This window comes from Novosphingobium organovorum (assembly GCF_022832435.1).
Lineage (GTDB): Bacteria > Pseudomonadota > Alphaproteobacteria > Sphingomonadales > Sphingomonadaceae > Novosphingobium > Novosphingobium organovorum.
This window is the reverse complement of record NZ_JALHLF010000049.1, coordinates 1-11,955: the sequence shown is the minus strand read 5'-3', so window position 1 is coordinate 11,955 and position 11,955 is coordinate 1. Positions and strand designations below refer to the sequence as shown.

At 64.7% G+C, this 11,955-nt stretch carries 11 protein-coding genes; 8 read left to right on the top strand and 3 right to left on the bottom strand.

Going from position 1 to position 11,955, the window contains the following annotated elements; all coding sequences use genetic code 11:
- Positions 1 to 74 precede the first annotated feature (74 nt).
- Entirely contained in the window at positions 75 to 281 is a 207-nt protein-coding gene (locus MTR62_RS12570; protein WP_244021380.1) for an FmdB family zinc ribbon protein, read from the bottom strand.
- A 173-nt stretch (positions 282 to 454) separates the two neighbouring features.
- Between MTR62_RS12570 and MTR62_RS12565 the strand changes: the two genes are divergently transcribed.
- Both MTR62_RS12565 and MTR62_RS12560 read left to right on the top strand, forming a co-directional pair.
- Complete coding sequence (locus MTR62_RS12565) at positions 455 to 613, top strand: hypothetical protein (protein WP_244021379.1); 159 nt, start codon at positions 455 to 457, stop codon at positions 611 to 613.
- A 399-nt stretch (positions 614 to 1,012) separates the two neighbouring features.
- A complete protein-coding gene (locus MTR62_RS12560; RefSeq protein WP_244021378.1) occupies positions 1,013 to 3,202 on the top strand; it encodes a M3 family metallopeptidase in 2,190 nt (729 codons plus the stop codon).
- 377 nt (positions 3,203 to 3,579) lie between these two features.
- On the opposite strand, the gene MTR62_RS12555 is transcribed toward MTR62_RS12560, so the two are convergent.
- Complete coding sequence (locus MTR62_RS12555; RefSeq protein WP_244021377.1) at positions 3,580 to 3,879, bottom strand: hypothetical protein; 300 nt, start codon at positions 3,877 to 3,879, stop codon at positions 3,580 to 3,582.
- Between the two features lie 191 nt (positions 3,880 to 4,070).
- On the opposite strand from MTR62_RS12555, the gene MTR62_RS12550 reads away from it, so the two are divergent.
- The 5 genes from MTR62_RS12550 (at position 4,071) to MTR62_RS12530 (ending at position 9,963) form a co-directional block, all read left to right on the top strand.
- Entirely contained in the window at positions 4,071 to 5,102 is a 1,032-nt protein-coding gene (locus tag MTR62_RS12550) for an NAD(P)H-dependent flavin oxidoreductase (RefSeq protein WP_244021376.1), read from the top strand.
- A 174-nt stretch (positions 5,103 to 5,276) separates the two neighbouring features.
- Positions 5,277 to 6,131 (top strand): formyltetrahydrofolate deformylase, encoded by an 855-nt coding sequence (gene purU / locus MTR62_RS12545; protein WP_244021375.1) that lies wholly within the window; start codon positions 5,277 to 5,279, stop codon positions 6,129 to 6,131.
- A gap of 111 nt (positions 6,132 to 6,242) precedes the next feature.
- Positions 6,243 to 7,115, top strand: a complete 873-nt coding sequence (locus MTR62_RS12540) for a dienelactone hydrolase family protein (RefSeq protein WP_244021373.1) — start codon at positions 6,243 to 6,245, stop codon at positions 7,113 to 7,115.
- A gap of 76 nt (positions 7,116 to 7,191) precedes the next feature.
- Positions 7,192 to 7,596 carry a peptide-methionine (R)-S-oxide reductase MsrB gene (gene msrB, locus MTR62_RS12535; protein WP_244021370.1) on the top strand — a complete coding sequence of 135 codons (405 nt, stop codon included), beginning with the start codon at positions 7,192 to 7,194 and terminating at the stop codon, positions 7,594 to 7,596.
- Positions 7,597 to 7,731: 135 nt separating this feature from the next.
- A complete protein-coding gene (locus MTR62_RS12530) occupies positions 7,732 to 9,963 on the top strand; it encodes a transglycosylase domain-containing protein (RefSeq protein WP_244021369.1) in 2,232 nt (743 codons plus the stop codon).
- Between the two features lie 606 nt (positions 9,964 to 10,569).
- Here MTR62_RS12530 and MTR62_RS12525 read toward each other — a convergent pair.
- Entirely contained in the window at positions 10,570 to 11,427 is an 858-nt protein-coding gene (locus MTR62_RS12525; RefSeq protein ID WP_244021367.1) for a GTPase family protein, read from the bottom strand.
- 106 nt (positions 11,428 to 11,533) lie between these two features.
- Here MTR62_RS12525 and MTR62_RS21625 point away from each other — a divergent pair, with 106 nt between their 5' ends.
- Entirely contained in the window at positions 11,534 to 11,803 is a 270-nt protein-coding gene (locus MTR62_RS21625) for a signal peptidase II (protein ID WP_407672680.1), read from the top strand.
- Positions 11,804 to 11,955: the final 152 nt, after the last annotated feature.

The window sequence follows — 11,955 nt, the reverse complement described above, 5'->3', positions numbered from 1 at the left end:
CCCTGCCCCCTGCCAATTGCCCCTTGCCAATTGCCCGTCACCTTCCCGACACCCTGTCGCAAACCCGACACCACTCAGAAATTGCTGAGATGCCCTTCGCGCCGCGCGCGTTCGCGCCCGGCCGCGATGATCGCCTTGCTCTTGCCCGGCGGCGACACGCGCGAGACCATGCGGTTGAGCGCCGATGAGCCGCATTGCGGGCACACCGGCGTATCGTCGTGGCGCATGAGAAGTTCGAATTCGGCCGCGCAATGCGTGCAGTGGAAATCGTAAAGCGGCACGTCCATCTCCAGACAACGGTTTCGGGGACGCCGCCACTCAGGCAAGAAACGCGCCAGCTTTGCCGCCCGCTTCGCCCCCAGCCATGCCACGGCCCAAAAGTGTCGTCCTGCGGGAACCGGGCCCCCGCTCGTGCGTTCTCCTCTCATAACGATAATGAGAGGAGCCTCCCATCATGAACATCGGTGCCGAAATGCCCTTCCGCCGCAAGGCCTCGTATCGCCGGACCGGATCGCTCGTGCTCGATCACGAACGCGAAACCGTCGTGCGCGAGCAAGCCGGGCGTGCGGACAGCATGAAGATCTGGGACAAGGGCCACTTCCGCGAGGCCTGACCTCTCCCGGATAATGCGCATCGCGGCCCCCTTGCTGCATGCCCTATCCCCTCGCGCCGAGACGTCTCTCGCCGTTTCGGCGCGGGTTTGTATGCGCGTTGCCAGTGCCCTCGCATGCGGCGCGCCGGGCCGATAGCGGCTGGCGCCGGGCGGGCACGTATGCACGAATGATCGTTTCGTAATAAACTTTTCCAAAAGCCCCGAGCCCGCACAGCATTCTAACGGCAAACACCGCGTTTTGAGCAATGGCGGTTTTGCGGCGCAGGTGACGCTTGCCAAGCGTTCGCCGAGGCGCTTCATTGCGGCCATCGTACCGTCACCGGGCCACTGCCGCGGCGCGCTTTTTCAAGCGTCGCAGCCCGTCCTGCCGCCCGGTCGACCATCAGGAGAGTGCCCCCAATGAAGACCCGGCTTCTGGCAGCCGCTGCCCCGCTTGCTTTCGCCAGCCCGCTCGCCGCCTTTGCGGCCCCTGCCCTCACCGGCCTTGCCCTTGGCGGAGTTGCCGCGATGACCATCACCACCGCAGCGCAGGCGGCCGACGCGAGCGCCTATGACGGCGTGTTCGCCAAGCCGAGCGCCCTGCCCTTCGGCGCGCCCGACTTTACCAAGATCAAGGATTCCGACTGGCAGCCCGCGATCGAGGCCGGCATCGCGCAAAAGCGCGCCGAAATGAAGGCGATCGCCAACAACAAGGCCGCCCCCACGTTCGAAAACACGCTTGTCGCGATGGAGCGCGCGGGCGTGCTCTACGACCGGGTCTACAACGTGTTCAGCCAGCTCACCTCGGCCAACACCAGCGACGCGCTCGACGCGATCGACACCGCCGTCTCGCCGCAGATTTCGGCGATGGAGGATGACATCTACCTCGATCCCAAGCTCTTCGCGCGGGTCAAGGCGGTGCACGACAGCGCGGCGGGCAAGGCGCTGACCGGCGAAGACGCGATGCTGCTCAAGGTCGAATACGCCAAGTTCGTCCACCGCGGCGCGCTGCTCAGCCCGGCGCAGAAGGTCGCGCTCAAGGCGATGAACACCGACATCTCCAAGCTGGAGACGCAGTTCGCGCAACAGCTCACCCAGGCCAACAACGCCCACGCCGTCGTGTTCGACAGCAAGGAAGCGCTCGACGGCCTGTCCGACGCGCAGATCGCCGCCGCCGCCGAGCGCGCCGCCAAGGACGGCAAGCCGGGCAAGTACGTCCTGCCGCTGATCAACTACACCCAGCAGCCCGTGCTCGCGCAGCTGACCAACCGCGACAGCCGCCGCCGCGTGTTCGAGGAAAGCATCAACCGCGCCTCCTCGGGCGACCAGTACGATACGACCGGCCTCGTCACCCAGATCGCCACCCTGCGCGCCAAGAAGGCCGAGCTGCTCGGCCAGCCCAACTTCGCCACCTTCCAGATGTACGACCGCATGATCAACACGCCCGAAAAGGCGATGACCTTCATGACCGGCTTCGTGCCCGCGCTGCGCAAGACGCAGGACCGCGAGGCGGGCGTGCTGCTCGACGCGGCCCGGGCCGACGGCGTGACCAAGCTCGAACCCTGGGACTGGACCTACTACGCCGAGAAGGTGCGCAAGGCCAAGTACGACCTCGACGAAAGCGCCATCAAGCCCTACTTCGAAGTCTACAACGTGCTGGAAAACGGCGTTTTCTACGCCGCCAACAAGACCTACGGGCTGACCTTCAGGCGCCGCACCGACATCCCGGTCTACCACCCCACGATGCGCGTCTACGAAGTGATCGACAAGGACGGCAAGACCCCGCTCGGGCTGTTCTACTTCGATCCGTTCTCGCGTCCGTCCAAGCGCGGCGGGGCGTGGATGAACAACTTCGTCGAACAGTCGGACCTGCTCGGCAACAAGCCGGTGATCGCCAACACCATCAACATCGATCCGCCCGCCGAAGGCCAGCCCGCGCTCGCCAGCTGGGATGACGTGACGACGATGTTCCACGAATTCGGCCACGCGCTGCACGGCTTCTTCGCCAGCCAGAAGTACCCCGAACTCTCGGGCACCAACACCGCGCGCGACTTCGTGGAATTCCCGAGCCAGTTCAACGAGAACTTCGCCACCGTGCCCGAAGTGCTGGCGCACTACGCCAAGCACTACAAGACCGGCGCGCCGCTCCCCGCAGGGCTGCTCGACAAGATCGAGGCGGCGGGCAAGTTCAACCAGAGCGTGGCCTTTGGCGAGACGCTCGAGGCGGCGATGCTCGACATCAAGTGGCACACGCTCACCCCCGAGCAGGCTTCGCAGCCGCCGATGGAATTCGAAAAGCAGGCTCTGGCCTCGATGGGCCTGCGCACCGATCTCATCCCGCCGCGCTACCGCACGCCGTACTTCCGCCATATCTGGGACAACGGCTACGCCTCGGGCTACTACTCGTACATCTGGACCGAAGTGCTCGCCCACGATGGCTGGGACTGGGTTGAAAAGCACGGCGGCATGACCCGCGCGAACGGCGATCATATCCGCGCCTCGTTCCTGGGTCAGGGGCATTCGAAGGATCTCGACGTGCTCTACCGCAACTTTACCGGCCACGACCCGCAGCTCGAGCCGATGCTCAAGGCGCGCGGCCTGACCGAGTAAGCGCGTAAAACGCCGCGCGGCCTTGCCGCGCGGCGCCTTGCCAGGCGCGACAAGCGGCGGTGCCCCAAGGGTGCCGCCGCTTTGCGTTGACGGGGCCGGGAAAAGCGAAAAGTCGGGCGAAAAAGCGATCCGTCGGCTGAAGGCCTACCGGCCCCGGCCCATACGACGCCGCACGTCGATCCGATACTGTCAGGATACGGAAAAATGGCGTGTCGGGAAGGCGGTGTCTGGAACGGAAATCCGCGCCACCGCAGGCCGCAAGGCAAGGCGTCAACCGCACCCGCGGTTCACCACTGTCCCCCCGTCCATCGCCACGACAGCGGCCCTCGCCAAGGCCGGTGCCAAAACGAACCGCTGGCCGGTCCGCGCATCCGCGCTCAGCGCGCGGTGCGGCGCAGTTCGCTGAGACGCGCGGCGATGCGTTCCTGCTCGGCCTGCATCAGCGCCACGTCGCGCTGGTTGAAGGCTTCGAACATGCGTTTGACGCTGACCGTGAGATAGGCGTCGACCGTGCTGGGCAGCTTGCCTTCGAGCACGCTCCAGGCGTCCTGGATGTCGAGGATCGAGGGAGCGCCGGGAACCTGGGGGCCCGCCATCGCCAGCCGGACCGCTTCCTCAAGATCGAGGATGTCTTCAAAGGTTTGCGCATCGAGGCAGAAGTCGGTTGGAATGTGCATGACCTCCCGAAACGGCGTGCTTGGAGCAAGCCCATCAATTTCCGACACGTACATACACAGCACCTCCGCGACCTGACTATCGCACTTTAATTCATTATGGCGGCATTGGGTTCCCCCGCTCATGGCTTGTCCTGCACGTTTCGTCGGCTTATGGCGCGACTTTTAGTGAAATGCGCGCAACAGGAGCATCGATGACCGCACCCCTCTCGACTTCGGCCAGGACCCTGGCGCTCATGGCGCGCGGCCGGGAATTTCTCGGCACGCAGACCGCCATCCTGTGTGGCGCGATGTCCTGGGTGTCCGAGCGCAACCTGGTCTCCGCGATCAGCAACGCGGGCGGTTTCGGGGTCATTGCCTGCGGCGCGATGACGCCCGAACTGCTCGACCGGGAAATCACCGAAACGAAGGCTTTGACCGACAAGCCCTTCGGCGTGAACCTCATCACGATGCACCCGCAGCTGTTCGACCTGATCGCCGTTTGCGCCAAGCACGCGGTCGGCCATGTCGTGCTGGCGGGCGGGATTCCGCCCAAGGGCAGCGTCGAGGCGATCAAGGAAGCGGGCGCCAAGGTGATCTGCTTCGCGCCCACGCTGGCGCTGGGCAAGAAGCTGCTGCGCTCGGGCGCGGACGCGCTGGTGATCGAGGGTTCGGAAGCGGGCGGCCACATCGGCCCGGTCGCCACCTCGGTGCTCGCGCAGGAAATCCTGCCCGAACTCGCCGCCGATCACCTCGTCTTCGTGGCGGGCGGCATCGGCCGGGGCGAGGCGATGGCCGGCTATCTGGAGATGGGCGCGGCGGGCGTCCAGCTGGGCACGCGCTTTGCCTGCGCCAGCGAATCGATCGCGCACCCCGATTTCAAGAAGATGTTCTTCCGCGCCTCCGCGCGCGATGCCGTGGCCTCGGTCCAGGTCGACCCGCGCCTGCCGGTGATCCCGGTGCGCGCGCTCAAGAACAAGGGCACCGAGGAGTTCACCGCCAAGCAGATCGAGGTCGCCAAGCGGCTCGACGCGGGCGAGCTGGACATGGGTGAGGCGCAGCTCGCCATCGAGCATTTCTGGGCCGGAGCGCTGCGCCGCGCGGTCATCGACGGCGACGTCGAGAACGGCTCGGTGATGGCTGGGCAGTCGGTCGGCATGGTCAAGGCCGAGGAACCCGTCGCCACGATCATCGCCGCGCTGATGGACGAGAGCGAAGCCGCTCTCACCACCCGCGTCGCGGCCTGAGCCGCCCCGGCGCGCGTGTTCGGCCTCACGCCGCACTGGGACCTGCTGGTCGAGCCGGACCGTCTCACGCTGACGGACCGCTCGACCGGCCGGACCTGCCCCCTCGCGCGAGGCGCTGCAGACCGCGCTGTTGAACGCGGGTTGCCGCACGATCATTCATGAGGATTTGAACTGATGTCCCAACCGCTCATCCTCGCGCTGTCGTGCAAGGACCGTCCCGGCATCGTCGCGCGGGTGACCGGCTACCTCGCCCAGTGCGGCGGCAACATCATCGAGGCGCAGCAGTTCAACGATCTTGCCGAAGACAAGTTCTTCATGCGTGTCGCCTTCGATCCGGGCACCGCGGACCGCGAGGAAATCCGCGAGGGCTTCGGCCCCATCGCGCACGAATACGCCATGGCCTGGTCGATGCTGCGCCAGGACCGTCCGCGCCGGGTGCTGATCCTGGTCAGCAAGTTCGACCACTGCCTTGCCGACCTGCTCTACCGCCAGCGCATCGGCGAGATCGGCATGGAGATCGTCGGCGTGGTGTCCAACCACCCGCGCGAAGCCATTGCCACCCACCTGCTCGACGGCGTGCCCTTCCACCACCTGCCCGTCACCAGGGCGACCAAGGCCGAGCAGGAAGCCCAGGTGCGCAGGCTGGTCGAGGAGACCCGCGCCGAACTCGTCGTGCTGGCGCGCTACATGCAGATCCTCTCGGACGACATGGCCCGCTTCCTGTCGGGGCGCTGCATCAACATCCACCACTCGTTCCTGCCCGGTTTCAAGGGCGCCAAGCCCTACCACCAGGCGCACGCGCGCGGGGTGAAGATGATCGGGGCGACCGCGCACTACGTGACCGCCGACCTCGACGAAGGGCCGATCATCCATCAGGACGTCGAAGCCGTGACCCACGCCGACACGCCCGAGGACATGGTCCGCAAGGGCCGCGACATCGAACGCCGCGTGCTGGCCGAGGCGGTGCGGCTGCATCTGGAAGACCGCGTGCTGCTCAACGGCGCGCGCACGGTGGTGTTTCGCAGCTAAACGCGGGGGAACACCCCTTGCCCGCCGGGGTTGGCGCCCGCGCGCAATCAATCCTCGCCTCCCCCCCGCGAACCCGCTAGCGTGCCCGGCGACACAGCCGGGAGACGATCGATGTGTGACGAATTCACCGAGGCCGAGGAAGAGCAGAACCTGGCCCGGCGCGGGCTCGACCGCCGCCAGTTTGCCGCGCTTGGCGCCAGCGCCGCGCTCGCCGGATGCTCGGGCGCGATCGCCGCACCGGGCGGCAGCGCGGTGCGCGAACGCATGGTCTCGGTGACCATGGCCGATGGCGTGTGCGACGCCTTCTTCGTCCACCCCGAAAGCGGACATCATCCGGGCGTCGTGATGTGGCCCGACATTGCCGGGCTGCGTGAGGCCAACAAGATCATGGCCCGCACGCTCGCCGCGGAAGGGTATGCGGTCCTGGTCGTCAACCCCTACTACCGCGACGGCCCCGCGCCCGTGCTGCGCAGCTTCTCCGACTGGCGCACGCCCGAAGGGCAGGCGAAGATCGCGCCGATGCGCGCCGCGCTCACCCCGGCGGCGGTGACCGGCGACGCGGCCTCCTACGTCGCCTTCCTCGATGCCAGCGAGGCGGTCGACACCGCGCGCAAGATCGGCACCAGCGGCTATTGCATGGGCGGCCCGTTCACCGTGCGCACCGCCGCCGCCAGGCCCGACCGGGTGGGCGCGGCCGCCTCGTTCCACGGCGCAGGCCTCGTCACCGAGGAGCCCGACAGCCCGCACCGCCTGCTGGCCAGGACCAAGGCCGCCTACCTCTTCGCGATCGCGCGCAACGACGACGCGCGCCAGCCGGACCAGAAAAGCGAACTGCGCAAGGCCGCCGACGCCGCCCACCGCCCCGCCGAGATCGAAGTCTATCAGGCCGACCACGGCTGGTGCGTGCCCGATACCCCGACCTGGAACCCCGACGAGGCCGACCGCGCCTGGAAGCGTATGCTCGCCCTGTTCGAGGGGCTGTAAGAGCGAAGGTCCACTTGGCGGTATCCTTGGCAAAAGCCGCCCGCGCTTCCCATATGACGCGCCAAGGAGAAGCCCGATGACCGACAAGATCACCCTGACCGAGGCCGAATGGCGCGAGAAGCTCAGCCCCGAGCAGTACCATGTCCTGCGCGAAGCCGGGACCGAGCGCGCGTTCACCGGCAAGTACGACAAGACCGACCAGGACGGCACCTACTTCTGCGCGGGCTGCGGCGCGCCGCTGTTCACCAACGCGGACAAGTACAATTCGGGCTGCGGCTGGCCCGCCTACAGCGCGCCGGTGGATGAAAGCGCGGTGGAAGTGCGGCGCGACATGTCGCACGGGATGGTGCGCGTCGAAGTGCTCTGCGCGCGCTGCGAGGGGCACCTGGGCCATGTCTTTCCCGATGGCCCCGCGCCCACGGGCCTGCGCTACTGCATCAACAGCGCCTCGCTCGATTTCGCGCCCGAAGACGAGGAATAGCGCGCAAAGGGGGGCTTTCGACCAGCCGCGCGCGAGGCTCGACGCACGCTGTTAACTTGAGGTTACAAGTCGCGCTGCAAAGTGTAGAGGGTCGATCGGACAGCCACGTCCGCAAGAGGGATTAGCACCTAACCGATGGCCAAGAATTCCGGCCGGCGCCCCAGTTCCAAGGCCGCCTCCCGCGCTTCCGCACAAAAGCCTCTGTGGCGCCGCGTCCTGCGCCTCGCGCTCATCTGGGGTGCAGGGCTCGCCATGCTCGGCGTGGTGTTCCTGGGCACCGCGGTGCTCTTCACCATGCGCGAGCTGCCCGATTACACCGCGCTCAAGAGCAGCCAGAACGGGCAGATGATCGTGGTGCGCGCGAACGATGGCTCGGAACTCGTCTCGCTCGGGCCCAGCTATGGCAAGTGGCTGAGCTACGACGAAATTCCCCAGGCCATGAAGGACGCCATCGTCTCCACCGAGGACCGGCGCTTTCGCGATCACATCGGCGTCGATCCGATCGCGCTGCTGCGCATCGTCAAGGTGCGCATCGAAAAGGGCCACTTTCGCGAAGGCGCCTCGACGATCACCCAGCAGCTGGCGCGCAACATCTTCCTCAACAACGCCAGGACCTTCGGCCGCAAGGGCCGCGAGATGATCCTGGCGCTGGCGATGGAGCGCAAGTTCACCAAGGACCAGATCCTCGAACTCTACCTCAACAAGGTCTATTTCGGCGGCGGCGCCTACGGCATCGACGCGGCCAGCCGCAAGTTCTTCGGCCACCCCGCGACCCAGCTTTCGGTCGGCGAGGCGGCGATCATCGCCGGCCTGGTCAAGGCCCCCTCGCACTATTCGCCCACCGCCGACGCGCAGGCCTCGATCGATCGCGGCAAAGTCGTGCTCCAGCTGATGGCGCAGACCGGCGCGATCAGCCAGTCCGAAGCCGACGACACCGACCTGTCGCAGATCAAGATGGCCAAGGAATCGGGCCAGAACTCGGTGCGCTACTTCACCGACTGGGCGCTGCCCCAGCTCGACATGCTGCTGCCCGAGACGACCGAGCCGATCGAGGTGTGGACCACGCTCGATCCCAAGCTCCAGGCCGCCGCGACCAAGGCGGTCGACAGCAACGTGCCCAAGGGCGCGCAGGGCGCGCTGGTGAGCATGGACAACGACGGCGCGGTGCTCGCGATGGTCGGTGGCACCGACTACATCACCTCGAACTACAACCGCGCCACGAGCGCGGTGCGCCAGCCCGGCTCCTCGTGGAAGCTGTTCGTCTACATGGCCGCGCTCGAGGCGGGCTACACGCCGGACGACCAGGTCGTCGACGAACCGATCACCATCGACGGCTGGAGCCCGCAGAACGACGACTTCAAGTTCGCCGGTCCCATCGACGTGCGCTCGGCCTTCGCCTATTCGAAAAACACCATCGCGGCCAAGCTGGGCTCCGAGGTCGGCTTTTCGAGCGTCGCCAGCATGGCCCGCCGGTTCGGCATCTCGACGCCGATCGGCACCAACCCCTCGATGGTGCTGGGCACCTCCGAAGTGCGCGTGATCGACATGACCCGCGCCTTCACCGAAGTTTCCGCCGGCGGCACCTCGGTCGAACCCTTCGGCATCCGCAAGGTGACGACGACTTCGGGCCGCGTGCTCTACGAACACAAGTCGGTCCAGGGCCGCGCGCTCATCCCGCCCTATGTCGCGGCCGGGATCACCGACCTGCTGCAGACCGCGGTCGCCACCGGCACCGGCCGGCGCGCGCAGATCGGCCGCCCCGTCGCGGGCAAGACCGGCACCACCAGTTCGCACAAGGACGGCTGGTTCCTCGGCTTCTCGAGCGGGGTGACCACCGGCGTGTGGATGGGCCGCGACGACGCCAAGCGCGTCAGTGGCCTGTGGGGCGGCACCGGCCCGGCCAAGGCGTTCCACGACTACATGACCGTCGCCGTGCAAAACCGCCCGGTGCAGAAGTTCGACACCGAACTCAAGCTGCCCGAATGGCAGCTCGAACCCGATGACGAATACATGCAGGGCAACCCCGAGGACTATTCGTACATCGACGAGAACGGCAACGTGGTCTACCCCGACGCGGCGCCGGGCGGCAGCGCCAACGCCGACGAACCGCGCTACGAGGACGGCACGACGATCCCGGTTCCCGGCTCGGGCACCGCCCCCTCCAGCCAATCGACCGCCGCGGCGAACGAGGACTTTCTCGAACGCGCCACCGGCCGCCCGGCATCCGCCAGCCCGCAGGTCAACGTGGTGCGCCCGCAGCAGGGCCAGCCCCGAACGAGCCTGCCACGCGTGATCCCCCTGCCCCGCCCGACCCCGACCCGCACGCCATCCCCCCGCACGAGCCCGACCGCCCAGCCGACGTACTGACCATCCCGCGCGGCCCGAAGCGAAGCGCACAAAGGCACGGCCCCTTCGGCCCCAAACCTTCCCGCCCTCCCGCAAGCAGGAAGGCCATGCGCCATCCCCCCTCCCGCGTGCGGGAGGGGCAGCGAGACTTGGAAGAGCGTCGCGCACCTAGTCGCATCGGCGTGGGCCACGACCGCCATTCGAAAAGGGCCGGTTGCGGTAGGGCCGGTTTGGAGAACGCAGCCAGTCAAAGCCGACATTACCGCTTTAGCCTAACCAGGTTGAAGTATCTCACCAGCGTGATGGAATTGGTAGACGATCACACCATCGGCCCCGAAAGCGGGCGCAGACCGTCCATAATCCAGCGGCGGCTATCCACTTAGCGACGCTTTCAACGCCTGCCTTGAGGGGCGACGAAGAAATAAGTCGATGTTTCAAGATTTCTTGGCGAAGTGCTGGGTTAACATGATCAAATCCCTGAGGAGTGCCCGAATGGCCTCCATTTCGAACCAAAACGCCCTTAAAAAGGAAGTCAGCATTCCCTGCTGTCGATTTGGCCCGATAGTTCGCCATCCGGACGCCTTGGTGGGACGGGTAATGGGACTTTGCCCTTAGCGCAGAGGCCTCCTATCGCCGTCCATTTTTCAACAATTTTGCAATGATGGCCGCAATAGCGGCGTGTATTTCATCTGAATTATTGCTATAAAATTCTTTTATAAATGACCACGCCTTTCCCAAAACTGTTTCGCGAATCACATCTGTTTTCATATCCGAATCCAAAGCTCTGGCAACATTTAGCGCCGCCTCGTCGGGGCATGCATAAATAATTCTCTCTGCAAGGGATTCCAAATTATAACGTTCTTCGGCCGATACAGGCACAACTTGAGCAGGAGCCACCCCAAAGGTCTCACGTAATTGAGCAACTTTATCATCAATATTGATCGCTTGCTTGCCACCCGGCTTATGCTGCCGGAGGTCCCACTCACGAAGAGGATCGGCTTTGTCCACCTGACTGACGACAAACACAATTCGTTCAATCGGGAAGCCAGCAGGCTTTATGACCTGCTCGAAATAATCGATATCTGGCGCTAGAACACGGTCGTCCATTTTGACAACCCATAGTGCCACGTCGATACGCCCGATCCATTCTCGATAAAGGGCGCGATATTCTTCATCGCGATCTCTACTTTCACCTACGCCGGGAAAATCGACAAGATCCATATCAACGCCAAGAATTGCCGCTGTCAATGATTTGGGCTGCCGAGTACCCGCCCTTACAGAACTAACTTCAAAAACTTCTCTGCCAAAAAGTGCATTCCCTAAACTTGATTTACCGGCGCCAGTTTTCCCAAGCACCGCTACGGTTGGCCGGTATCCTGCCAATCGCTTTATACGCTCAAAAATATCGCGGCGAACCTTATCGGTCACACCATTCAATTCAATTTCATCAAATGAGCCATTTTCGGCTTGTTCAACGCCTGTCATGCATGCTCCGTCAGTTACATCGACCACTTTGCTACGTCAGCCTTTTGATTAAGGCTAGGGCGTAAACTAGCTCAAATAATGTGACCGCCCCCTAGACCGCATCGATGTGCCAATATGGCGCTGGAACGATCCACACAGGAGAGGGGATACTGATCTTGAATGTCCGCCTCCAAACACTCTCGGATTCGGCTCTATAGGCGAAAATGGGCTCGGTTCGGTCATCGATATGTTTGATGCGTCGAAGACTGGGTTCATTTGGGTATTCAATCCCGCAGACGTTTTCATCGACGTCGGTATAGCTCTCTTAATCCTATGTGTCGTGTTCGGTCGTGGCGCTGACACCGAAGTTGGCCACCCGAGAGTTACCAGCGCCTAGCATCGATCGTCAGCAACGCGAACGTCTGCTCTGCGCCACTTCGATCGCGACAGAAGTCATTCCGCAAACACGCATCCCGGCTCCTGGCCGCTCGGAACAACAAGCCTAACCGGATAGGGTGGATGGCTCCCGCTCACGGCATCAAAGTGCCA

What these genes read in the sequence shown, in the direction of transcription:
- MTR62_RS12530 (WP_244021369.1), top strand. Translation starts at nt 7,732, where the DNA reads ATGGCCAAGAATTCCGGCCGGCGCCCCAGTTCCAAGGCCGCCTCCCGC.
- MTR62_RS12525 (WP_244021367.1), bottom strand. Translation starts at nt 11,427, where the DNA reads ATGACAGGCGTTGAACAAGCCGAAAATGGCTCATTTGATGAAATTGAA.
- MTR62_RS12560 (WP_244021378.1), top strand. Translation starts at nt 1,013, where the DNA reads ATGAAGACCCGGCTTCTGGCAGCCGCTGCCCCGCTTGCTTTCGCCAGC.
- MTR62_RS12555 (WP_244021377.1), bottom strand. Translation starts at nt 3,879, where the DNA reads ATGCACATTCCAACCGACTTCTGCCTCGATGCGCAAACCTTTGAAGAC.
- MTR62_RS12540 (WP_244021373.1), top strand. Translation starts at nt 6,243, where the DNA reads ATGTGTGACGAATTCACCGAGGCCGAGGAAGAGCAGAACCTGGCCCGG.
- MTR62_RS12550 (WP_244021376.1), top strand. Translation starts at nt 4,071, where the DNA reads ATGACCGCACCCCTCTCGACTTCGGCCAGGACCCTGGCGCTCATGGCG.
- purU (WP_244021375.1), top strand. Translation starts at nt 5,277, where the DNA reads ATGTCCCAACCGCTCATCCTCGCGCTGTCGTGCAAGGACCGTCCCGGC.
- MTR62_RS12565 (WP_244021379.1), top strand. Translation starts at nt 455, where the DNA reads ATGAACATCGGTGCCGAAATGCCCTTCCGCCGCAAGGCCTCGTATCGC.
- msrB (WP_244021370.1), top strand. Translation starts at nt 7,192, where the DNA reads ATGACCGACAAGATCACCCTGACCGAGGCCGAATGGCGCGAGAAGCTC.